At 33.6% G+C, this 22,462-nt stretch carries 18 protein-coding genes and 2 tRNA genes; 8 read left to right on the plus strand and 12 right to left on the minus strand.

All coding sequences use genetic code 11. The annotated features are described in order from the left end of the window. Positions 1-99 precede the first annotated feature (99 nt). Positions 100-807 (plus strand): dipeptidase PepE, encoded by a 708-nt coding sequence (pepE, locus tag ACZ1AQ_RS06000; protein WP_489632033.1) that lies wholly within the window; start codon positions 100-102, stop codon positions 805-807. A gap of 34 nt (positions 808-841) precedes the next feature. Here the strand turns inward: pepE and ACZ1AQ_RS06005 are convergent. Both ACZ1AQ_RS06005 and ACZ1AQ_RS06010 read right to left on the minus strand, forming a co-directional pair. Continuing rightward, positions 842-914 (minus strand) — tRNA-Gly (locus tag ACZ1AQ_RS06005). A 29-nt stretch (positions 915-943) separates the two neighbouring features. Further along, positions 944-1,019 (minus strand) — tRNA-Gly (locus ACZ1AQ_RS06010). A gap of 275 nt (positions 1,020-1,294) precedes the next feature. On the opposite strand from ACZ1AQ_RS06010, the gene ACZ1AQ_RS06015 reads away from it, so the two are divergent. Further along, on the plus strand, positions 1,295-2,881 hold the full coding sequence (locus ACZ1AQ_RS06015; RefSeq protein WP_489632034.1) for a L,D-transpeptidase family protein: 1,587 nt from the start codon (positions 1,295-1,297) through the stop codon (positions 2,879-2,881). Here the strand turns inward: ACZ1AQ_RS06015 and ACZ1AQ_RS06020 are convergent. Beyond that, positions 2,870-3,604 carry a murein L,D-transpeptidase catalytic domain family protein gene (locus tag ACZ1AQ_RS06020; RefSeq protein WP_489632035.1) on the minus strand — a complete coding sequence of 245 codons (735 nt, stop codon included), beginning with the start codon at positions 3,602-3,604 and terminating at the stop codon, positions 2,870-2,872. The genes ACZ1AQ_RS06015 and ACZ1AQ_RS06020 overlap by 12 nt on opposite strands. 201 nt (positions 3,605-3,805) lie before the next feature. Here ACZ1AQ_RS06020 and ACZ1AQ_RS06025 point away from each other — a divergent pair, with 201 nt between their 5' ends. The 3 genes from ACZ1AQ_RS06025 to gpmI all read left to right on the plus strand — a co-directional run bounded on the left by ACZ1AQ_RS06025 (position 3,806) and on the right by gpmI (position 10,406). Next, positions 3,806-6,199: a DUF5916 domain-containing protein gene (locus ACZ1AQ_RS06025; RefSeq protein ID WP_489632036.1), complete on the plus strand. Its 2,394-nt coding sequence runs from the start codon at positions 3,806-3,808 to the stop codon at positions 6,197-6,199. A gap of 142 nt (positions 6,200-6,341) precedes the next feature. Further along, positions 6,342-8,768, plus strand: coding sequence for a DUF5916 domain-containing protein (locus tag ACZ1AQ_RS06030; RefSeq protein WP_489632037.1), 2,427 nt, complete (start codon positions 6,342-6,344; stop codon positions 8,766-8,768). Between the two features lie 120 nt (positions 8,769-8,888). Further along, entirely contained in the window at positions 8,889-10,406 is a 1,518-nt protein-coding gene (gene gpmI, locus ACZ1AQ_RS06035; RefSeq protein WP_489632038.1) for a 2,3-bisphosphoglycerate-independent phosphoglycerate mutase, read from the plus strand. A 74-nt stretch (positions 10,407-10,480) separates the two neighbouring features. On the opposite strand, the gene ACZ1AQ_RS06040 is transcribed toward gpmI, so the two are convergent. Next, positions 10,481-11,368: a 3-hydroxyacyl-CoA dehydrogenase family protein gene (locus ACZ1AQ_RS06040; protein ID WP_489632039.1), complete on the minus strand. Its 888-nt coding sequence runs from the start codon at positions 11,366-11,368 to the stop codon at positions 10,481-10,483. Between the two features lie 85 nt (positions 11,369-11,453). Then, positions 11,454-12,419, minus strand: coding sequence for a Gfo/Idh/MocA family protein (locus tag ACZ1AQ_RS06045; RefSeq protein ID WP_489632040.1), 966 nt, complete (start codon positions 12,417-12,419; stop codon positions 11,454-11,456). A 166-nt stretch (positions 12,420-12,585) separates the two neighbouring features. On the opposite strand from ACZ1AQ_RS06045, the gene ACZ1AQ_RS06050 reads away from it, so the two are divergent. Then, positions 12,586-13,227, plus strand: coding sequence for a protein-L-isoaspartate(D-aspartate) O-methyltransferase (locus ACZ1AQ_RS06050; RefSeq protein WP_489632041.1), 642 nt, complete (start codon positions 12,586-12,588; stop codon positions 13,225-13,227). Positions 13,228-13,287: 60 nt separating this feature from the next. Here ACZ1AQ_RS06050 and ACZ1AQ_RS06055 read toward each other — a convergent pair whose 3' ends face one another. Together ACZ1AQ_RS06055 and smpB are read right to left on the minus strand one after the other, a co-directional pair. Continuing rightward, on the minus strand, positions 13,288-13,926 hold the full coding sequence (locus tag ACZ1AQ_RS06055; protein ID WP_489632042.1) for a hypothetical protein: 639 nt from the start codon (positions 13,924-13,926) through the stop codon (positions 13,288-13,290). A 77-nt stretch (positions 13,927-14,003) separates the two neighbouring features. Continuing rightward, positions 14,004-14,456 carry an SsrA-binding protein SmpB gene (gene smpB / locus ACZ1AQ_RS06060; RefSeq protein ID WP_489632043.1) on the minus strand — a complete coding sequence of 151 codons (453 nt, stop codon included), beginning with the start codon at positions 14,454-14,456 and terminating at the stop codon, positions 14,004-14,006. A gap of 441 nt (positions 14,457-14,897) precedes the next feature. On the opposite strand from smpB, the gene ACZ1AQ_RS06065 reads away from it, so the two are divergent. Next, positions 14,898-15,119, plus strand: a complete 222-nt coding sequence (locus tag ACZ1AQ_RS06065; protein WP_489632044.1) for a VF530 family protein — start codon at positions 14,898-14,900, stop codon at positions 15,117-15,119. Here ACZ1AQ_RS06065 and ACZ1AQ_RS06070 read toward each other — a convergent pair. From ACZ1AQ_RS06070 to ACZ1AQ_RS06090, 5 genes are all read right to left on the minus strand, one after another. Beyond that, positions 15,116-15,673 carry a DUF3575 domain-containing protein gene (locus ACZ1AQ_RS06070; RefSeq protein WP_489632045.1) on the minus strand — a complete coding sequence of 186 codons (558 nt, stop codon included), beginning with the start codon at positions 15,671-15,673 and terminating at the stop codon, positions 15,116-15,118. The genes ACZ1AQ_RS06065 and ACZ1AQ_RS06070 overlap by 4 nt on opposite strands. A gap of 125 nt (positions 15,674-15,798) precedes the next feature. Beyond that, a complete protein-coding gene (locus tag ACZ1AQ_RS06075) occupies positions 15,799-17,997 on the minus strand; it encodes a TonB-dependent receptor plug domain-containing protein (RefSeq protein ID WP_489632046.1) in 2,199 nt (732 codons plus the stop codon). Positions 17,998-18,044: 47 nt separating this feature from the next. Next, positions 18,045-18,560: a hypothetical protein gene (locus tag ACZ1AQ_RS06080; protein ID WP_489632047.1), complete on the minus strand. Its 516-nt coding sequence runs from the start codon at positions 18,558-18,560 to the stop codon at positions 18,045-18,047. A 5-nt stretch (positions 18,561-18,565) separates the two neighbouring features. Then, entirely contained in the window at positions 18,566-19,117 is a 552-nt protein-coding gene (locus tag ACZ1AQ_RS06085; protein ID WP_489632048.1) for a GNAT family N-acetyltransferase, read from the minus strand. A gap of 9 nt (positions 19,118-19,126) precedes the next feature. Next, positions 19,127-19,981 (minus strand): aldose 1-epimerase family protein, encoded by an 855-nt coding sequence (locus tag ACZ1AQ_RS06090; RefSeq protein WP_489632049.1) that lies wholly within the window; start codon positions 19,979-19,981, stop codon positions 19,127-19,129. 163 nt (positions 19,982-20,144) lie between these two features. On the opposite strand from ACZ1AQ_RS06090, the gene ACZ1AQ_RS06095 reads away from it, so the two are divergent. Beyond that, positions 20,145-22,406, plus strand: a complete 2,262-nt coding sequence (locus ACZ1AQ_RS06095) for a M1 family metallopeptidase (RefSeq protein ID WP_489632050.1) — start codon at positions 20,145-20,147, stop codon at positions 22,404-22,406. Positions 22,407-22,462 lie beyond the last annotated feature (56 nt).

A 22,462-nucleotide genomic window follows, 5' to 3' on the forward strand; every position in this document is an offset into this window, starting at 1 on the left:
GTATTTCAATCCGTTGCCAAATAATTATTAAGGGCTTGGTAAAAATTTGTTAATTAAAAATTGCTTTTTATACCTTTATCACTTAAAAAAAAAAGAAAAATGAGAAACTGTATTATTGCTAGTACATCAACTTTACACGGTGGGGCGTATTTGGAGTATTTATTGACTAATTTACAGCAACATTATGCTGGATGTCAAAGTATTTTGTTTATTCCGTTTGCACGTCCAAGTGGCATAACGCATGATGAATATACGCTTAAAGTTGCTCAGGCATTTGCTAAAATTGATATTCAAGTACGAGGAATTCACGAATTTGAGGATCCTAAAAAAGCGATTCAAGAAGCCAAAGGTATTTTTACAGGAGGAGGGAATACTTTTCTTTTGGTAAGTCAGTTGTACAAATTTGATTTGATGCATTTGTTGTCTGAAACTGTAAAAAAAGGTACACCATATCTAGGAACGAGTGCAGGAAGTAATATTTGTGGCTTGAGTATGCAGACAACCAATGATATGCCTATTGTTTATCCTCCTAGTTTTCAAACCTTAGGTATTATTCCGTTTAATCTCAATCCGCATTATTTAGACCCTATTGAAGGTTCTACTCATATGGGAGAAACACGTGAAACAAGAATTAAAGAATTTCATGCTTTTAATGCAATACCAGTTTTAGGTTTAAGAGAGGGTAGTTGGTTGGAAGTAAAAGGAGATATAATTACATTAAAAGGTAATTTGACAGCTCGTTTGTTTTTACAAAACCAAGAACCTGTTGAGTTGGAATCAGATTCTGATTTGAGTACCTTAAAATAAAAAAGCCGAAACATATGTTTCGGCTTTTCTAAAGAGCGGAAGACGAGGCTCGAACTCGCGACAACCAGCTTGGAAGGCTGGAGCTCTACCAACTGAGCTACTTCCGCAGGATAATTTTTAAAACTTTATCAGGTTTTGGAGCGGAAGACGAGGCTCGAACTCGCGACAACCAGCTTGGAAGGCTGGAGCTCTACCAACTGAGCTACTTCCGCATTATTGTGGTGCAAATATAGATAAACATTTCAGTTATTTGCAAATTTTTTTTGGAAAAAAATTGAAAGAAAAAGGAAAGGGTTTATAATTAATTTAAAATTAATTTGTTATACATTTATTTTTTTTTGAATGCTACTTCCAAAAGAAAAGAAAAACATTGCCAAGGTTAATTTTGTTTTTCAAAAGCTATTTTAGGGACAAAAAAATGTTCGTTTTTCTTAGATGATAATGAATTTAAAAGTGTCATTATTTTATGGTTTTAAATTTTAGTTTTATGAGACCTATTTACTTTGTTTTAATTCTACTGTTTATTTTGAGTTGCCAAAATAAAGTAAATAATGATTCAGCAATTTTGATAAAGCCTAAACCTGTTCCTAAAATTCAGGTAGAGGGCAATGCAATTGCCTTTGATAGTGCTTTGGTTAGGTCTTATAATAATCAAAGGTTATTAGAATTTTATCGAGCAACCAGCTTTAAAACGGTTTGGCAATCTGCAACATATCGTAAAGTTATTTTAAATGCAATTAAAGAATCGGACAAAGAAGGACTTTTTCCTGAAGATTATCAATTGGAGTCTTTGATTTCTTTTGAGAAAAAGCATGCGCTTCTTAAAGAAAAAGATTTAGTTACTTATGATTTGCTGTTAACTGTAAATGCACAGCTTTTATTAACTCATTTAAAAATAGGTAAGCTTAATCCCAAAGAAATGTATTCTAATTGGGATATTGAAAACAAAGTTTTTGATGTTAATGCAGTTCTAGCAGAAGCATTTACTAAGAAAAAAATGGATGTAGTTGTAGAAGAATGTAAGCCTAATATTTTGGTTTATAATCAATTAAAAGAAGCTTTAAGGCTTATTGAAAATTATCCAGATGTAGATTTTACTCCAATTGCATTTACCGAAAAAATAGTTGCGAATGATACCAATGTCAAAGTAATTGCTGTAAAAAAAAGATTAAAATATTGGAAGGATTTTACAGGTTCGGATAGTTTGACAGCTATTTATGATTCGAAAACTGTGGCTGCTGTAAAACGATTCCAACAAAGACACGGATTAGCTCCCGATGGGATACTTGGGGCTGGAACAATCGAAGCATTGAATTTTTCAAAAGCAAACAGAAAAAAACAAATTATCGCCAATCTAGAGCGTTGGAGATGGTTTCAAATTACACCAGATACGGATTATATCATTGTTAATATTCCAGATTATAAATTAGTTGTAGTAGAAAATCAAGATACTACAATTACTCAAAAAGTTGTGGTAGGAACAACTAAACGAAGAACTCCAATTCTTACTTCTTACTTAAGAACGGTGGTTTTGAATCCAACTTGGACTATACCTCCAACAATTTTGAAAGAAGATGTGGTTCCAGCTATGAAAAGAAATCGTTATTATCTTTCAAATAAAAACATTACAATTTATGATAGTGATAATAATGTAGTAGCTCCTGAAAATTGGGATGTAAACAAACCTCATAATTACCGATATGTACAAGAGCCAGGTCCCAACAATACTCTTGGCGAAATGAAGATTTTGTTTCCTAATCATCATAGCATTTACTTGCATGACACCAATCATCGCAATTTGTTTGGGCTAAATAATCGTTCGTTGAGTTCGGGTTGTATTAGAGTTGAAAAACCTCTTGAGTTAGCTGGTTATTTTTTGAATCACTCTGAAAAATGGTCTAAAGAAAAAATTGATTCAGTCGTGGCAACAAGAAAAACACGATATGTAAAGATTGAAAAGAAATACAATATTTACATTTGGTATTGGACAGCATGGAGTCAAAACAATGAACTCCATTTTAGGAAAGATATTTATGATTATGATTTGGCTTTGTATGAAAAGCTAAGAAGTTAACTTTTCTATTGTTTCCTCTGTTGTTTTTCTTGAAGGGTGATATATGAATAGAATAGATTGCTCTTTGATGGTGTTGATAATAGGTAACGTTAATTCGTTCGGTAATGCAGGGCATCCTTGACTTCTACCTAATCTTTTATGTTGTTTGATGAAGGAGTCAGAAACATAGTCGGCTCCATGAATGACAACAGCTCTGTTGCGAGCGTTACAATTTACTCCTTTTTCTAATCCGTCAAGTTTTAATGATAGCCCGTGTTTTCCTTTGTATACTTCTCCAGTAGCATAAAATCCTAAGCTACTTTGAAATGAGGAAGGTTTATTCGAAAAATTTGATGCAAATTCATCGCCTGTATTTCTACCATGAGCCACTAATGACTGAAAAAGTATTGTATTATTTGCTAAATCTATTACCCAAAGTCTTTTGGTGTTCGAAGATAAACTAAAGTCAATTAAAGTAAGCATTTCTTTTTTGACCAATCCTTTTTCTTTTAGTTTATAGTAACCTTTTAAAGCTTCGGAAAAGCTATCAAATTGAGGAAGAGAAAATTGATTCGTATGTAAACTATGATATACAGATTCAATAAGTAAATCAGCTTTGGATTTTATGTTTGAAGCATGTTCAGTTCTGCTTTTAATTTTTTTAGTTTCTTTAATTTTAGAATTATCAATAGAAAAAGAACTCAAAAAGAGTATTGCTAGGGTAAGGAATGTACTATAAATCATTGATTGTCTATTGGTTAAATCTCGTGTTTTTGGATTGCAAAGATACGATAAAAACGCTTTTGAGATTAAAAAAGTGCATTACGTCGATAAAATTTAACACTTAGTCGATTAATTTTTAACACTATCATTTTGTGAAAAAACGTTGCGTTTTTCGCTTTTTTATGTTAATTTTTTTATTTTTACTAATCATATAGCCCCAAAATGAAAAAAAAGTACTTATTTATTCTTGTTTTATTGTTGTTTTTCTATAATTCTGCTTGGTCGCAAAAAAAAATTTTAGAGACGAAATCTACTACAGAAAGTATTAGTATTGATGGAAAATTTAACGAATCTTCTTGGGATACTGCTGCTATAGCTACTGATTTTGTGATGTTTGAGCCAGATAATGGCAAACCCATAAGTACAGATAAGAAAACAGAAGTCAAAGTTATTTATGATAACAACGCGATTTATATATCAGCAACAATGTTCGACAATGAGCCTTCGAAAATTCAAAGAGAAATTACCAATAGAGATGTCTTTGGGGTTTCGGATCATTTTTCTGTTTTTATCAATGGTTTTAATGATGGACAACAAGATTTTCGTTTTTTTGTTAGTGCCGCTGGAGTTCAGATGGATTGTCTGGCTACCGAAGATTTTGAAGATTTTACTTGGGATGCAATCTGGGACAGTAAAGTTGTTTTGACCGATTTTGGCTGGACAGTAGAAATGAAAATTCCTTATGCTGCTTTGCGTTTTTCAAATCAGGAAAAGCAAACTTGGGGGATTAATTTTATGCGAGAAATAAAACGTGATGTTCAAAAATATACATGGAATTTGGTAGATACCAAAATTGGTGCGATTATACCTCAAGCCGGAATATTAGAAGGGATTTCGAATATTGACACACCTACTCGTTTATTTTTAATTCCTTATTCTTCATTGTATTATCAAAAAAATGATATTGGTTCAGAAACGACGTTCAAAGCGGGTTTAGATTTAAAATATGGAATTAATGATTCCTTTACTCTTGATGCTATTCTGGTTCCTGATTTTGGTCAAACTAAATTCGATAATGCCATTTTGATTCTTGAGCCTTTTGAGCAACAATTTCAAGAAAACCGCCCTTTTTTTACAGAAGGAACCGATTTGTTTACCAAAGGGAATTTGTTTTATTCCAGAAGAATTGGTCTCGCGCCTACAACCGAGGTCAATCTTAATCCAGATGAAGAAATTACCAATTATCCTAATTCAGTTGACTTAATTAATGCCGTAAAAGTTTCTGGTAGAACCCAAAAAGGTTTGGGTGTTGGTTTTTTGAATGCTGTTACCGAAAAAACTTTTGCAACCATCCGAGATACTGTCACTAACGCTCAAAGAAAGGAAGTTGTGGCTCCTCTTACCAATTATAATGTCTTAGTTTTTGATCAGCGTTTTAATCAAAATTCTTCAGTAACCTTTATCAATACGAATACTACACGAAATGGAGGTTTTAGAGACGCCAATGTTTCTGGGTTATTATTTGATTTAAGTACCAAAGCCAATACCTATAATTTGTATGGCGATTTTAAGTACAGTACTATTAATGATGTTCAAGATTACAACGGTTTTAAAACCGCAATAAATTTTGCCAAAACTAGCGGGAAGTATCGTTATTTGTTTTCGGGTAAATACATCTCTGAAAATTATGATATCAATGATTTAGGGATTATTTTTTATACTAATTACCACGGTTTTCTAGCAAATGGAAGTTATAGAATTGTTAATCCGACCAAAGTTTTTAATACTTTCAAAGTCGAACAAGAAGTCAATGCCGAGATTCAAAACACTTTCGGCAAGCTCCAAGAGGCTTGGTATAAAACCGTTTTGAAAGGAACGAATTTAAATAATGATTACTTTGAATTTGCATTAATTGCTAATCCTTTGGTAACCTATGATTTTTATGAGCCGAGAGAGTATAATCGCTATGTTTTTATACCCAAAAGAATCTCATCTTATTTTGGTATCGAAATGAACAGAAATCGTCCATTTACTTTTGATTTAACTATTTCTGGAGCAAAATTTGATGAAGAAGGTAGGTATAATTATGGTTTTTTTGCTAGTCCAAAATATCGCTTTAATGATAGGTTTTCATTGGCATACGCAGTTGATTATTTGAATAAAAAAAATGATAGAGGATGGGTGGACACAACAACTGACGGAATTATTTTTGCGGAACGCAACAGAGAATATATTCAGCATGATTTTACGGGTAAGTATGCAATAAACGAGAAAATGACTGTAAATTTAACAGCACGCTATTATTGGTCTTATGCTAAAAATCATGAATTTCTAACATTACAAAATGACGGAAAGTTGATAACAAACTCGACTTATTCAGATAATAAAGATAGAAATTTCAATTCGTGGAATTTTGACTTGTCTTATAGTTGGTGGTTTGCTCCTGGAAGTCAATTGTCGTTCTTGTATAGGAACTTTGCTCTAGACAGAACTAATAGTGTAGAAAAAGATTTTTCAACCAACTTCAAAAATGTCATAAATAATAATTTGACATCTAATCTCTCCATAAGTATACGTTACTTTATAGATTACAATACTATAAAAAACAGTTTTTAAAGTACGATAAACCTTCAATATTCGTAAGATTTGAATTTTTTAAAAAGCTATTTAAAATTTGTGGTCAGAACTGTAACAAATTTTATAATAGTAAGTCTATTTAGTTGATGTAGACTTATCCATTATCAATCAAATGTATTTTATGAGATTTATTCTTTTTAGTTGTGGGGTTCTTTTTTCTTTTCTTGGATTTAGCCAAAAGAAAACGCTTGAAACAAAGTTTATCACTAATCCTATAACTATTGATGGAAAAATAAATGAGCAATCTTGGGAGGAAGTTGCATCTGCTACCGATTTCGTGATGTTTCAACCAGATAACGGAAAACCCGTTATTCCTGAAAGAAGAACTGAAGTTAAGGTGCTTTATGATAATACCGCTATTTACATTGCGGCAAAGATGTATGATAATGAGCCCAATAAAATATTGAGAGAAATTTCAAAAAGAGATGATTTTGGTACAGCAGATTTTTTTGGAATTTTTGTTAATGGCTATAATGATGGACAACAAAATTTTCAATTTTTTGTCAATGCCGCCGACGGACAAGCCGATTGTTTGGCAACAGATTCCAATGGAGAAGATTATTCTTGGGATGCGGTTTGGGATAGTAAAGCCGTAATTACCGATTTTGGTTGGGTGGTCGAAATGCGAATTCCATATGCAGCACTGCGTTTTTCACCTGAAAAGATACAAACTTGGGGAGTTAACTTTTTTAGAGAAATACGAAGAGACCGTCAAAAGTACTCTTGGAATTTTATCGATTCCAAATTAGGGACTTTTACACAGCAAAATGGTATTTTGACCGGTATTGCTAATATTGAAACTCCAACACGTCTATTTTTGTTACCCTATTCTTCCTTCTATTTAAATGCTAATGACCAGCAAAAAACGAAAGGTACTTTAAAAGGAGGCTTAGATTTGAAATACGGAATTAATGATGCTTTTACGCTTGATGCCATTTTGATTCCAGATTTTGGTCAAACAAAATATGACGATGTGATTTTAAATTTAGGGCCATTTGAACAACAATTCAACGAAAACAGACCTTTCTTTACAGAAGGAACCGACTTGTTTAGCAAGGGGAATTTGTTGTATTCTCGACGAATTGGTGGCGCACCTACTAATTATCCTACCACAGGAACAAATGAAGTGATTACTGATAATCCAGCTAGTGTTAACTTGATTAATGCTTTAAAAGTATCAGGAAGAACCAAAAATGGTCTTGGAATTGGGATTTTAAATGCTGTTACAGAAAAAACGACCGCAACAATTACAAATACTGTAACGGGAGATACACGAAAAGAAGTGGTTGAGCCTTTAGCGAATTATAATGTCTTGGTTTTGGACCAGCGTTTTAGAAAAAATTCTTCTATTGCCTTTGTAAATACAAATGTGACCAGAAATGGTAGTTTCAGAGACGGGAATGTGTCTGCTTTGGTTTGGGACTTGAATACCAAAGCGAATACTTACAATTTATCGGGTGATTTTAAATACAGTTACGTCAATGAAGATAAAATTAAAACGGGTATCGCAACTCAATTAAATTTTGCAGAAACCTCGGGTAACTATCGCTATAGTTTAGGCGCCGATATGTATACCAAAGATTTTGATAACAATGATTTGGGAATTAATTTTGAGACGAATTATTACAGTTTTTATGGTAATGCCAATTATCGAATTCTAAACCCAACCAAGCGTTTTAATGGTTTTAGAGTGAACTATAATAATTTTATTCAATTTAACAAGGAAACGGGACAGGTTCAAGGAAGCAATATCAACATCAACACCAATATCGAAACTTTAAAAAACAATTCTTATGGTTTTGGTATCAATTGCAATCCATTTGAACGATATGATTATTATGAGCCACGTCAAGCTGGAAGGTTTGTGATTGCACCCACAAGCTATAGTTTTTGGGCATATTATTCTCGAAATTATAACTATAAATTTGCATTTGATATCAATCCAGAATATTCAAAAGCAGATGAGCCAGGTAGAGATTTTATTGGGATAAATTTGAGTCCTAGATATCGTTTTAATGATAAATTGGCAATGGTATATGATTTTAGTTATTCCAGACGAAACAATAATAAAGGGTTTATTGACAAAGTTGATAATGTTTCTGATCCCAATGCAGATAAAACAATCATTTTCGCAAATAGAAATGTGGTTACTTATGCTCATAACGTTTCAGGGAAATATTCTATTAATAGCCAGATGAATTTTAATTTATCCTTACGTCAATATTGGTCTTATGCCGAAAACAAAAATATTCTTTCTTTGACAGATAAAGGACGTTTGATAGATTATGTAGGATACACTAAAAATAAAAATTCTAGCTTTTATTCTTGGAATATGGATTTGTCGTATTCATGGTGGTTTGCACCAGGAAGTCAAGTTTCATTTTTATACCGAAATAGTTCGGCTAATTTTGAGAATATTATAAATAAAGATTATAGCGATAATATAAATCGACTTCTGACTAATGCTAAATTACAACACACCTTATCTGTAAGCGTTCGCTATTTTATTGACTTTAATGAAATCACAAATCAGCTAATAAAAAGCTAAATTCAATATTTAGCTATTTTTTTGTTATTATTTATCCCCTATAACGATTGAAATTTTCAGGGATATTTTGAAACCTTTTTCGGCTTTTGAAAATTCTTTATCTTTGATAAAAAAATTATCATGAATAAAAAAGTTATCCTTATGATTCTTGATGGATGGGGTAAATCGCCTGATCCTAAAGTATCTGCAATAGACAATGCAAATGTTCCTTTTATAAATAGTCTTTACGAAAAGTATCCTAATGCTCAGTTACGAACCGATGGTTTAAACGTTGGTTTGCCAGAAGGACAAATGGGAAATAGTGAAGTAGGTCATATGAACCTTGGTGCGGGAAGAATCGTGTATCAAGATTTGGCTAAAATTAATTTAGCAGTAGCTAATAATACTTTAGCAAAAGAACCCGTGCTAATTGATGCTTTTACTTATGCTAAAGAAAACAACAAAAAAGTACACTTTTTAGGATTAGTTTCTGATGGAGGAGTACATTCTCATACTTCGCATTTACGCGGATTGATTACGGCTTCTCAAGAATATGGTTTAGAAAATGTATTTGTACACGCTTTTACTGATGGTCGTGACGTAGATCCAAAATCAGGAAAACAATATATCCAAGATTTACAAGATTTCATGGCACCAACTACAGCTAAATTAGCTTCTGTTGTGGGTAGATATTATGCTATGGATCGTGATAAAAGATGGGAACGTGTAAAATTAGCTTACGATTTAGTGGTTAAGGGAACAGGAAAACCAACTCAAGATGCAGTTGCATCTATTGAAGAAAGTTACGCAAAAGATGTTACAGATGAGTTTATCGATCCGTTAGTAGTTGTTGATGCTACTAATCAACCTTTAGCAACTATTCAAGCTGACGATGTAGTAATCTTTTTTAACTTCAGAACAGATAGAGGTCGTGAGTTAACAGAAGCGTTATCACAAAAAGATTTTCATGAGCAAAACATGCATAAACTGCCTTTGTATTATGTCACATTGACGAATTACGATGAAACATACGAAAATGTAAAAGTAGTTTACAACAAAGACAATATTACCGAGACTTTAGGTGAGGTTTTAGAAAAAGCCAACAAAAAACAAATACGTATTGCTGAAACAGAAAAGTATCCACACGTAACTTTCTTTTTCTCTGGAGGTAGAGAAACTCCATTTGAAGGCGAAACACGAATTTTAAGAAATTCACCAAAAGTTGCTACTTACGATTTGAAACCAGAAATGAGTGCTTATGAGCTAAAAGATGCTTTGGTGCCTGAATTGAATAAAGGCGAAGTAGATTTTGTTTGTTTGAATTTTGCTAATGGTGATATGGTTGGGCATACAGGAGTAATGAGTGCTGCCATTCAAGCTTGTGAAGCAGTTGATGTTTGTGTGAAAGAAGTAGTTGAAGCGGCATTGGCCAATGATTATACTACTATCGTAATTGCGGATCACGGTAATTGCGAAACGATGATTAATCCTGATGGCAGTCCAAATACTGCTCACACTACGAATCCAGTGCCAATTATTTTAGTTGACAAAGAATTGAAAAAAATTAATGATGGTGTATTAGGTGATATCGCTCCAACAATTTTAGAATTGATGGGAATTGAAAAACCTGCTGTGATGACGAGTCATTCGTTGTTGTAAACCGGAAAGCTTATATAAAAACAAACCCCAAAATCAACAGATTTTGGGGTTTGTTATTTTTAGGGAATAAAAAATTACAAAAACATTTTTGAAATTTTTTCTGCTTTTTTACTTTCACTGTAGTCATAGAATCCTTCGCCTGATTTTACTCCTAGTTTTCCGGCGCGTACCATATTGACCAATAATGGGCAAGGAGCATACTTTGGATTTTTGAATCCTTCGTACATTACATTTAAAATGGCTAAACACACATCCAAACCAATAAAATCAGCTAATTGTAATGGTCCCATTGGGTGTCCCATACCTAGTTTCATTACTGTATCTATTTCGTAAACGCCAGCTACTTTATTGTACAAAGTTTCAATAGCTTCATTTAACATAGGCATTAAAATTCGGTTCGCTACAAAACCAGGATAATCGTTCACCTCAACAGGAACTTTTCCTAGTTTTTCGGATAATTTCATGATGATTTCCGTGACCTCATCAGAAGTGTTGTATCCTCTAATGATTTCAACTAATTTCATAATAGGCACTGGATTCATAAAATGCATACCGATAACACGCTCTGGATGACTTACCACAGCTCCTATTTGTGTAATTGAAATTGACGAGGTATTGGTCGCTAAAATGGTGTTGTGAGAACAAATTTCATTTAATTGTTTGAAGATATTTAGTTTAAGCTCTACGTTTTCAGTAGCGGCTTCTACCACTAAGTCTACACCAACGACTCCGTCTTTGATGTCTGTATACGTAATAATATTGGTAATGGTCTTGGCTTTGTCTTCCTCTGTAATGGTGCCTTTGCTTACCATTCGGTCCAAATTGGCTGCAATGGTTGCCATTCCTTTATCTAATGCTTTTTCAGAGACATCAATTAATTTTACTGTAAATCCGCTTTGTGCAAAGGTGTGGGCGATTCCGTTACCCATAGTACCTGAACCTATAACAGCTATTGTTTTCATAAGTTTTTGTTTAAATATAAAAGCTCAAAGTTATAGTATACAACTTCAAGCTTTGTTTTAAATTGTTTATTTATTTGTAGTAGTATTATTTTTTAAAACAATCAATAATTTGATAGGCTACACTTAGGGCTTCTGTTGCTTGCTCTAAGGTAACAACTGGTGTAGTATTGTTGTTAATGGCATCTGCAAAAGAATTTAATTCGTCTAAAATAGCATTGTTTTGTTCTACCTCAGGATTAGAAAAATAGATTTGTTTTTTTACACCTTCGGCATTTTGTAAAATCATGTCAAAATCACCTGGAACTTCTGGAGCATCTTTCATTTTAACAACTTCGCATCTTTTTTCTAAGAAGTCAACAGAGATATACGCGTCTTTTTGAAAAAATCTTGATTTACGCATGTTTTTCATTGAAATTCGGCTAGCTGTTAAATTAGCTACACAACCGTTTTCAAATTCAATTCTTGCATTGGCAATATCTGGGGTTTCGCTAATAACGGATACACCACTAGCACTTACATGTTTTACTTTGGACTGTACCACACTTAAAATAGCATCGATATCATGTATCATTAAATCGAGTACAACAGGAACATCTGTACCACGAGGATTGAATTCAGCAAGTCGATGGGCTTCAATAAACATTGGGTTTTCAATCATGTTCTTGGTAGCGATAAACGCAGGATTGAATCGTTCTACATGACCCACTTGTCCTTTTACATTATTTTCTTTGGCTAAAGCGATAATTTCAAGAGCCTCATCAACGGTATTAGAAATAGGTTTTTCTATGAAGACATGCTTTCCAGATTTGATGGCAACTTTGGCACATTTAAAATGAGAAAGCGTTGGTGTAACAATATCAATGACATCAACAGCATGAATTAGAGTAGCGATAGTTTTGAATTGTTTGTAGCCAAATTCTTTTTCGATTTTTTGACCATTTTCTAGATTTTCATCATAAAAACCAACCAACTCGTATTTTTCAGATTGTTGCAACAAACGCAAATGTATTTTTCCTAGGTGACCAGCACCCAATACTCCAATTTTTAGCATAAGAATGTTCTTTCTACAAAAATAACAATTTAATGAGAAATTCCAATTTTTACAATTCCAAATTAAAGCCACTTTTTATTAAAAAAAGCCACTTTTTATTTGATTTTCTTTTTCATTTGGAATTTGAATTTTTAGTTTATTTTTACCGAAATAATTTGTTTTAGATTTGAAAGATACTGCCAAACATCAAGGACTTCGGAATCAATTAGTAAGCCTTTTGCAACAAAAAGGAATATCTGATAAGAACGTATTAGATGCGATAAGTAAGATTCCAAGACATCTTTTTTTGAATTCTAGTTTTGAGGATTATGCTTATCAAGATAAGGCTTTTCCTATTGGAGCTGGTCAAACGATTTCACAACCGTACACTGTTGCTTTTCAATCCCAATTGTTGGAGGTTAAAAAAGATGACAAAGTATTAGAAATTGGTACAGGTTCGGGCTATCAAACGGCTGTTTTGTGTACAATGGGAGCAAAAGTTTATAGTGTAGAACGTCAGAATGAATTGTTCAAAAAAACTTCAGTTTTGTTCCCTAAATTAGGCATAAGACCAAAACATTTGTCTTTTGGTGATGGTTATAAAGGTTTGCCACTTCATGCTCCTTTTGATAGTATTATTGTTACTGCAGGTGCTCCGATTATTCCAAAACCTTTAATGGCTCAGTTGAAGATAGGAGGAAGGTTGGTCATTCCTTTAGGTGAAGAGGTTCAAATAATGACACTGTTAATCCGAAAAAACGCTACGCAATTCGAAAAGCACGAATTTGGAGAATTTCGTTTTGTTCCTTTATTAGAAGATAAAAATTAAAATTAAAAATAAAAAGGGTTTCGAATATAGTTTCAAAACCCTTTTTTGTTTGTTATGTTCTTATTTTTGAGGGACAGAACCGTCTTTAATCATTTGCTTATAAAGTGTTTTCATAATTTCATCTACAGTTAATCCTATGTCTGATATATAAGAAGATTTGGTTGTACCTGTCCAAATGAGTTTGTTTTTATTTAATGAGAAAATGTTGGTTTCTACCATGTAATAGGTGGTCTCTTGGTAATATCCTGGGGTATAGAAATTTGGGGAATATAAGCCGTACCAATTACCGAAACCATATCCATACATTCCTGTATACATCCCTCCAATTCCGCCGTAATAAATTGAAGTATTAGTGCCAGGAACATAATTAGTTTCTTTTTCTGTACTTACCAAACGCATAGTTAATACTCCATCAAAGTTTTCGTCTTTAAGGATTTTAAGCTTTTGTTCGTTGGTTAGTTGTAAATTGGTACCATTTAAATATTGGTAAGAAGTTTTAAAAATAGGATTAGCTGATGCAATTCTGTTTTCAGTTGTTCTTCGAGTGGCTTCGTCTTTTACTAAAGCCACAACTAACACTTTTTTGAATTGTTCTTCTTTGATGGATGTCTCAGGATCTTTCCAGCTGTTTACAATTGCTGTGTTACTCCCGCAGCTCAACATAATAAATGATGCACACGCAAATAATAAGTGTTTCATAATCGGTTAGTTTTTAATTGTTTGTACGTAAAAATAGCGATTATACTTAATAAATACACTTATTGAATCGAAAAATATTAAAAGGCTTTTTTTATTCGATCCAAATCTCGTTTGGCATCTTGTTCTTTGAGAGCTTCTCTTTTGTCGTAGTTTTTCTTTCCTCTGCAAAGCCCTATTTGAAGTTTTGCCAATCCTTTTTCGTTGGTAAACAACTTTAAAGGTATTATGGTAAGACCTTTGGCTTGTACACTTCTAGCAAGTGTTTTTAATTCTCTTTTGTTTAATAACAATTTGCGCTCGCTTCTCGATTTATGATTGAATTGATTTCCAAAAGCATATTCCTCAATGTAAGTGTTTATTGCAAACAATTCATTATTGTTGAATTCACAAAAACTTTCAGTAATATTAGCTTTTCCTAAACGAATAGATTTGATTTCGGTGCCTGCCAAAACAATACCGGCAATATAGGTTTCGATTATTTCATAATCAAAACGAGCTCTTTTATTGAGTATGTTAACTGTTTTTTGCATAGGTCAGCAAATGTAGAACAAAATTAAAAATATTGGAAATATGTTTTTGTTTCTTTTTTTAATACCTGATTTTTATCATTGATTGATTGAAGCCTAGTTTTTACTTTTGATTTGTAATTAAACTATAACTTCAAAAAAGTTAAAGCTATTTTGACTCAAAATAGGTTGTTTTACAAAGGTCAAAATAAGTTTTGTTATAATGAGAGGTGTTTTCTTTTCGGTATGAATCTAAAGAGGTTATTGATTAAAAACGAAGTTATCGTAAATTATAAAAACATAGCATCAATATTAAGCATGCCAATTGATGTTATGATGAGTCCATTAACTTTTGAAATGGAAATTGGTATGTTGTTTTAGATTAGTTAGAAAGAAAAAGGTGTTTACGTTTTGTAAGCACCTTTTTTTATATTGTTTTTGGATCATAAATTGTATTTTTGCTGCATGAAACAACAATCAAATGATCCTTTGCATGGTGTTACTTTACAAATGATTGTAGAGCGGCTTGTAGATTTTTATGGATTTGATACTTTGGGTGAGTTAATAAAAATTAAGTGCTTTACCACGAATCCAAGTGTAAAATCTAGTTTGACTTTTTTGAGAAAAACGGATTGGGCTAGAAAAAAAGTTGAAGAATTATACTTGCGTTCTTTGTCAAAATTTTAGTCCAATTTATAAGTTATCATTAAGCCTCCTCTATATGGTAACCATTCACCACTTTTGTTGAATTTTTCTGCTTTTTCATAGCGCCCTGGTGTACCATCATTGTAGTATCCTCTATAAAATCCTTGATGCCAACCTCCTCCTACAAAAGCATCTAGATTAATTTTTTCGGTGATTTTAAAATTATAACCAATTGTACCCCCAATTCTATATCCAAAGCCATCTTCATATAAATTGGTATTCCAATAATTCCATTTCTGAATTTTATAGATATCAGGACCCACATGTCCGCCAAAATACCAACCATTATATTTTTCTTTAAAGTGATAGCGAACTTCTGGAGTAAAGGTGTAAAATTGCATAGGATTATGTCCAGCAAACGATTTCCAAAAGGATGCCATTACGTCAAAGCTAAATGTTGTTTTTTTGCCAATACTTGTTTCTATTCCAACATTTGGAACTCCTACTAATGCAGATACTCCATTAAATTTTATATAGGTTTGACCAAAACTGGTGCTAACCATTAGTAGGAGTATAAAAGCAATATTCTTTTTCATGAATCAATATTTTTTGGCAAAGGTATACCTAATTTTGGGAAAATTCTTAAGCTAATTGAGTTAAAAAAACATCAAGTGTTGTTAATTTGTTTTAAAAAAATGCACAACACTTGTGTTTCAGTAGTTTAAAAACTATACTTTCCTCCAAAATATAAATTTCTACCTCCAGCATTTATGCCTGAAGCAAACGTTCTGTATTGTGTGTCCAACATATTTTCAATACCAGAAAAAAGAGTAAGATTATTTATTAATTTATAAGCTCCTTTCAAATTATAGGTTTCCCAAGCAGGCATACCGTTGGCTGGCGCATATTGTAGATTATCTTCGCCACTTGGAGAATAATCTTTTAACCTTTTCTTTCCATTGTATAAAAGGTAAGCCTCTAGCATCCATTTATCGGCTTCATAACTTAAACCGGCTTTTCCGTAAGTGGGGGCAATATGGTCTAATGGAAATCTACCTGTATTATTCTCAACCCTTCCGTTGGTATAATTGAAGTTACCATACAAAAGTAATTTTGGTAGTAGATACCATTTGAGTGAAGTTGATAGCCCCACAATTTCACCTTTTCCTTGATTTTGATTCGCGTAGATTTGACTTACTTGTCCTTCATAAATTATGCTGTTTTGACCGTTAAGTGAAAAAGGTGAAGTAACAATGGCATCGTACAATTGAGTATAAAAGAAAGTGTTTTCTAGTTGAAGGCGTTTGCCCTCCCAGAAGGTGATGCCCATATCTGCAGTTACGGATTGTTCTGGTTTTATGTTTGGGTTAGGAACAATAACTCTTCCGGGAACCGATTCGAAGATTTTAGCCAAATCATCGATATTTGGTACTCGAAAAGCAGAGGCTAAATTGAATACAAATTTTACATTATTACTTGGGTTGTGGGCAATTCCCATAGCACCGCTGTATGTGAAATTTTCTTGTTTTACTGTGGTGTAAGGAAGTTTGAAAAAATTAGTATCCGATTCACTATTCAATTGTGTGTAGCCACCTCTTAGACTTGTGTTGAAAGTAGTCAAGGAATTGATTTCATCGTTGTAATACACAAAGCCTTCAGCTCTAAGTGTATTGTTTTTTCCATCAGGATAACGGGAATCTGTAACGGATTCAGTGCCAGTTAGAATGTTTTTACGAATTCCTTTGGATTGTAAATCATCATAGTAAAAGTCAGCACCGTATACTAAGTCTCCATTGCCAATTTTGGTTTTAAAATCTGAAGTCAAGGCATACACGTTTACTTTTTCTATTCTTGAAGTTTGATTGGCACTACCAAAACTTCTGGTAATTCTGCTTTCTTCTACTTTTTGATAACTAGCGTTCAAATTCAAGGTTGTGGACCCGAAAATGTCTTTTTTTACTAGTTTATAGGCTGATAAAAACCGGTCTTGTGGACCGTAATTCCAAACGGCCGACCTTAATCTGCCTGCTGCATTCGTGTCCGTCAAACGGTCGTATCTTGGTATATCAGAAGTAGTGGAGTATTGAATATTCAATGCGTGTTTTGTAGATTCATTTTGCTTAAAAACCACTTTCTGCATCAAATCATATTGGGTGTAGCCCGAAAATTTTTGAATGTATTTGTTGGGGTTAGCCACTTGTGTATCAATTCCGTTTTTGGTTTCTACATAGAAAAGGCGTTCGCCAAAGAAAGGGTTGTTTCCATTTTTGTTTTTCCCCATTCTTAAATCGCCAAATTCATTATAAGAAAACGAGGTTAGGCTTGCCCATTGATGGCCAGCATAATTAAAATCAAAATGCCCCGATTTACCTTCGTTTACCGTGCTGTAGGAAGATAATACGTTTCCAGAAAACTTTTTGTTGCCATTCTCTTCAAGCAAACGGGCATTTTTGGTTTGCAAAAAAATTGCCCCCCCCATTGCATCGCTTCCATAAATAGTAGATGAAGGACCAAAGAGCACATCAATGTTTTCGAGCATATTTTTATCAACGGTGATGATATTTTGCAAATGCCCAGCGCGATAAATGAGATTGTTCATTCGGATTCCGTCAACAACTAATAGGATTCTACTGGATTCGAATCCTCTGATGATGGGGCTACCGCCACCTTGTTGTGATTTTTGAACCGCCAATGTTCCAGAATTTGCCAGTGCATCAGCGCTGGTTTGAAAGTTTTGAAACTCGATTTGTTTTTTGGACAGCGTTTCTATTTGCTGTGTCATTTTCTTTTTAGGTTGTGCAAAACGTCTAGCACTTACCACTAATTCGTTTAATTCAACAGCATTCACGCTGTCTTTTGTTGTTTGTGAGAAGCCCATAAATGAGCATAGACAAGCTATCAAAGTAATTGTTTTCTTCATAGTTGCTTTGGTTTAATTTAATAAAAAATCGATTTTAAAAAATTAAACTAGCAGGGTGGACGCAATAGTTTTCGGCTCAAAAGCCAATTACAGATGTCGTTTTTATTGTTTATCGAATTTTTAGTTATGAAAAAAATTGGACAAACTTCGATTTTCCATTGGGTTGAAGTTGGTTCGTGTATGGATAAAAAATGCCCTTTTTTCTTGTGTGCAGGAATGGATTTTTGTTTTTGAAAAGTTTGTGTCAACAAAAGTCGGATTTCGTTTTCCAGTTCGTCTTTTACTACTTTGGCAACGATATAATTCTTTTCGTAAGTTATTGCCTTTACGTCATAATATATGCCATTAATTTGAAATTCTCTTTTATTGTCTTTTGCCCTCCATTCTTTTGCCGTAAAACGGAGCCATTGAAATTTGTCACTTTGGTTAAGCTGATTTTGATAATGAATATGCTGCCATTCTTGTAAAATTAACAGGGTAAAAGAAAAAAAAAGACCCAAACAGTACATTACGACCATTGCGTATGTGCCTAGAATCTTTTTATGTTTCTTTTTTGGTATCATTAATGTTAAATAGGGTTAAGTTTCGAATATACTACAGCATCAATAAATTTTCCATCAAAAAATTCATTTTCTTTAAAATGTGCTTCTTTGACGAAACCACATTTTTGTAAAACTCGCTCAGAAGCTTCATTTTCAGGGTCGATTACGCCTTCTATAGAGTGCAATTTCATAAATTTAAAGCCGTAATCTACAACGCATTGTACCGCTTCTGTAGTAATTCCTTTTCCATTGTACTGAGGTAATATCATATACCCAACTTCGGCTCTGTAATGTTCGGGTTTGATGCGATAATGCCCAATAACTCCCAGCATGGTGTCATCACCTTTTAATGTAATAGCCCAGTTGATTCCTTCATTAGTCTCAATTTTATCATCCATCATTTTAATATGTGCCAAAGCCTCATCATAATTAGTAACTAAAGGTCTAGGAATGTACTTCATAGTATCTGGATTGGAACGCAATTCGAACATTTCTTTAACATCGGAGGGCAAAACTCTTCTTAAGATGAGTCTTTCAGTTTCTAAATTCGGAAAAGGAGAGAAGTTTATGGTCAACATATTTCTTACTTAAAGAAGCGTTATTGTATAATTTGACTGGAAAAAAGCTTTTGGCGCTACTAACTGTATACCTTCTTTTTCCAATATTTTTCCTGAATTATTTGGTGTATCTGAATAACCAAACCAAGGCTCAATACAAATAAAAGGAGCATTTACTGGTGTCCAAACGCCAAGGTCTGGAAAATCGGCATAGTCTACTTTGAGTATGGGTTGGTTTTCTTCTAAAATTGTTACAGATTTTGAAGGTATATTTTTGAACACCAAAGCATCATTTTCAAATAACTGATACTCCAAATTCAATTGTTGATTCGGAATTTCGATGGTTTTAGTCTCATCCGAAATCAACCCCTCTTCTAATAAGTTAAAAGTCAAAGAGTCTAAACCGTCAAATTGTAATTGGTAACTATCGAATGTTTTTGGTAAAGCAAAGGCTGGATGTCCACCAATCGAGAATGGAAGTATAGTCTCTGAATTATTAATGACTTTGTATCCTAAATACAAGGAACGATCAATTAGGGTGTAGCTCAATTGAAGTTCAAACGAGAAAGGATATTTTTGTAACGTTTCTTCGTTGGATTGTAATGAAAAAGTAACGCTGTCCGCCTTCTTGTCTATTACTTCAAAAGTCAGTTCACGAGCAAACCCGTGACGAGGTAGTGAATAGGAGGTACCATTATATTCAAAAGTATTATTTTTTAGAGTGCCAACGATAGGGAATAAAATTGGTGAGTGCTTGCCCCAAAAATTAGGATTGCCCTCCCAAATGAATTCCTTATTGTTTTTATCTTTCAAAGAAAATAATTCGGCTCCAAGAGTTTTAAATTGTGCCGTTAGTTGTTCGTTAGTTATGGAAATTGTAGTCACGATCTTTTTTTATAAATGAAAGGTAAAGATATTGATATTCTTATAAACAGAGAAGTTGATTATGCTAAACCTTAAGAATTATCTTAATTTCTTTCCTGCTAATGTTATAAATAATTATTTTTTCATTTAATTTGTGCTTACACTAACACAAATTATAGATATTATGAAGACAAAGTGGCTTTCTTGCTTGGGTATTTTTTTCGGAGTACTCTCCGTTTTTGCTCAGCAACCTGCTCCCGCTGAAACAAAAGAACTAGTTTCTAAGTACGATTATCACGATGCATTTGCACCGCATTTTTATACTAAAAACGGTACTTCTACGCGTTCAGCAAGTGGTGAACCTGGACCTGCTTACTGGCAAAACCGTGCTGATTATCAGTTAACGGCTAAATTAAATGATGCTACCAATGAAGTTATAGGTACAGATGAAATCACTTATACTAATAACAGTCCGGATAAATTAAGTTTTCTTTGGTTGAATTTAGAGCAAAACTTGTTCAAACAAGATTCTAGAGGAACCGCTTTAGTTCCTTTGACAGGAAGTAGAAATGGCGGTCAAGGACAAATTTTTGATGCGGGTTTTAAAATTAAATCGGTTAAAGCTATTTCAGGCAAAGCTAAAACGGCAACCGACGTAAAATTTGTAGTTACGGATACTCGTATGCAAGTATTTCTACCAGAAGCTATTGCTGCTAAAGGTGGAAGTGTGAAATTGAAAATCGAGTTTTCTTTTATTGCACCGAACGAAGGATCGGACCGTATGGGCGTTTTGGAGACCAAAAACGGAAAGATTTTTACAATGGCACAATGGTATCCTCGTATGTGTGTGTACGATGATGTTCGTGGATGGAATACAAATCCTTATTTAGGTGCTTCAGAATTTTACTTGGAGTACGGAAATTTTGATATTAAAATTACGGCACCAGCCAATCATGTGGTGGTATGTTCAGGTGAGTTGTTGAATCCAGCTGAAGTGTATACTGCGGAGCAATTCAAACAATACAAAGCAGCTTTGGTTAGTGATAAAACGGTAGTGATTCGCTCTGCTGATGAAGTAAATGCAACAGCAAAAAACAATACATCGGCTACTAAAACTTGGCATTATCAAATTAAAAATGCGCGTGATTTGTCATGGGCTTCTTCACCAGCGTTTATCTTAGATGGAGCGAGAATGAATTTGCCTAGCGGCAAAAAAGCACTAGCTTTATCTGCTTATCCAGTAGAGTCTGCCGGTAACGAGGCTTGGGGACGTTCTACAGAGTACGTAAAAGGTTCTATCGAAAATTATTCTAAACGTTGGTTAGAATATCCTTATCCTGTAGCGACCAATGTTGCAGGAAATGAGGGTGGAATGGAATATCCAGGGATAGTTTTTTGTAGTTGGGAATCCAAAGGAAAAGATTTATGGGGCGTTACGGATCACGAGTTTGGACACATTTGGTTTCCAATGATTGTTGGTTCTAATGAACGTTTATTTGCTTGGATGGACGAAGGATTTAACACGTTCATTAATACATTAAGTGGTGTTGATTTTAATAAAGGAGAATATAAAGAAGGACCATCAGATTTGCACCAAATTAGCGAGGTGTTGACTAGCCCTAAACTAGAAACCATTATGAGTTCTCCAGACAATATGAAAGAGAAAAATATTGGGGTGTTGTGTTACTTTAAACCAAGTTCTGGTTTGGTTATATTAAGAGAGCAAGTTTTAGGACCAGAGCGTTTTGATACGGCTTTTAAAACATATATTGAAAGATGGGCTTTTAAGCATCCTACTCCTGATGATTTCTTTAGAACTATGGAGAATGTTGCTGGTGAAGATTTGAGTTGGTTTTGGAGAGGTTGGTTCCAATACAACTGGCGATTGGATCAAGGTGTAAATTCAGTAAAATATGTGAAAAATGATCCAAAAAAAGGTATCATTATTACTATTGAGAATTTCGAAAAAATGGCGATGCCAATAGTTGTTGATATTAAAACTAAAAGTGGTAAAGTTACTCGAGTGAAATTACCAGTTGAAATTTGGCAACGTAACAAGGATTGGTCATTCAAACACAATTCTACAGAAGAAATAGAAAGTGTTGTTATTGATCCAGATCACGTTTTCCCAGATTCAAATACAGCCAATAATACTTGGACTGCTGCTACAGGTAAGTTAGAAAAAGATGTGATTCTTGATGATTATTTAGGTGTTTATGCTACAGCCAATGCTCCTTTGAAAATAACTTTGACAGAAAAGAATAGTGCTTTGAAAGTTGAAATATCAGGATATCCTTCTTTTACGGCGACTCCAGCAACTGGTGAAGCAAATACATTTGAAGCCCCTGCGGCTGGATTAAAATTCAAGTTCAATGATGCAAAAACAGGATTTGATATGGTGATTACAGGAAACGGACAAGTGATTCCTTTTACCAAAGAAAAATAATCAATTGTCATTAAATGAAAACGACTGTTAGAATTTGTCTATCAGTCGTTTTTTTA

It is taken from the genome of Flavobacterium sp. UM26, assembly GCF_057922445.1.

Excerpts from the sequence above, each read along its gene's own strand:
- pepE (WP_489632033.1), top strand. The coding sequence starts at position 100 with ATGAGAAACTGTATTATTGCTAGTACATCAACTTTACACGGTGGGGCG.
- smpB (WP_489632043.1), bottom strand. The coding sequence starts at position 14,456 with ATGCAAAAAACAGTTAACATACTCAATAAAAGAGCTCGTTTTGATTAT.
- ACZ1AQ_RS06085 (WP_489632048.1), bottom strand. The coding sequence starts at position 19,117 with ATGTTGACCATAAACTTCTCTCCTTTTCCGAATTTAGAAACTGAAAGA.
- ACZ1AQ_RS06095 (WP_489632050.1), top strand. The coding sequence starts at position 20,145 with ATGAAGACAAAGTGGCTTTCTTGCTTGGGTATTTTTTTCGGAGTACTC.
- ACZ1AQ_RS06025 (WP_489632036.1), top strand. The coding sequence starts at position 3,806 with ATGAAAAAAAAGTACTTATTTATTCTTGTTTTATTGTTGTTTTTCTAT.
- ACZ1AQ_RS06065 (WP_489632044.1), top strand. The coding sequence starts at position 14,898 with ATGAAACAACAATCAAATGATCCTTTGCATGGTGTTACTTTACAAATG.
- ACZ1AQ_RS06015 (WP_489632034.1), top strand. The coding sequence starts at position 1,295 with ATGAGACCTATTTACTTTGTTTTAATTCTACTGTTTATTTTGAGTTGC.
- ACZ1AQ_RS06030 (WP_489632037.1), top strand. The coding sequence starts at position 6,342 with ATGAGATTTATTCTTTTTAGTTGTGGGGTTCTTTTTTCTTTTCTTGGA.
- ACZ1AQ_RS06075 (WP_489632046.1), bottom strand. The coding sequence starts at position 17,997 with ATGAAGAAAACAATTACTTTGATAGCTTGTCTATGCTCATTTATGGGC.
- ACZ1AQ_RS06080 (WP_489632047.1), bottom strand. The coding sequence starts at position 18,560 with ATGATACCAAAAAAGAAACATAAAAAGATTCTAGGCACATACGCAATG.
- ACZ1AQ_RS06020 (WP_489632035.1), bottom strand. The coding sequence starts at position 3,604 with ATGATTTATAGTACATTCCTTACCCTAGCAATACTCTTTTTGAGTTCT.
- ACZ1AQ_RS06040 (WP_489632039.1), bottom strand. The coding sequence starts at position 11,368 with ATGAAAACAATAGCTGTTATAGGTTCAGGTACTATGGGTAACGGAATC.
- ACZ1AQ_RS06045 (WP_489632040.1), bottom strand. The coding sequence starts at position 12,419 with ATGCTAAAAATTGGAGTATTGGGTGCTGGTCACCTAGGAAAAATACAT.
- ACZ1AQ_RS06070 (WP_489632045.1), bottom strand. The coding sequence starts at position 15,673 with ATGAAAAAGAATATTGCTTTTATACTCCTACTAATGGTTAGCACCAGT.
- ACZ1AQ_RS06055 (WP_489632042.1), bottom strand. The coding sequence starts at position 13,926 with ATGAAACACTTATTATTTGCGTGTGCATCATTTATTATGTTGAGCTGC.
- gpmI (WP_489632038.1), top strand. The coding sequence starts at position 8,889 with ATGAATAAAAAAGTTATCCTTATGATTCTTGATGGATGGGGTAAATCG.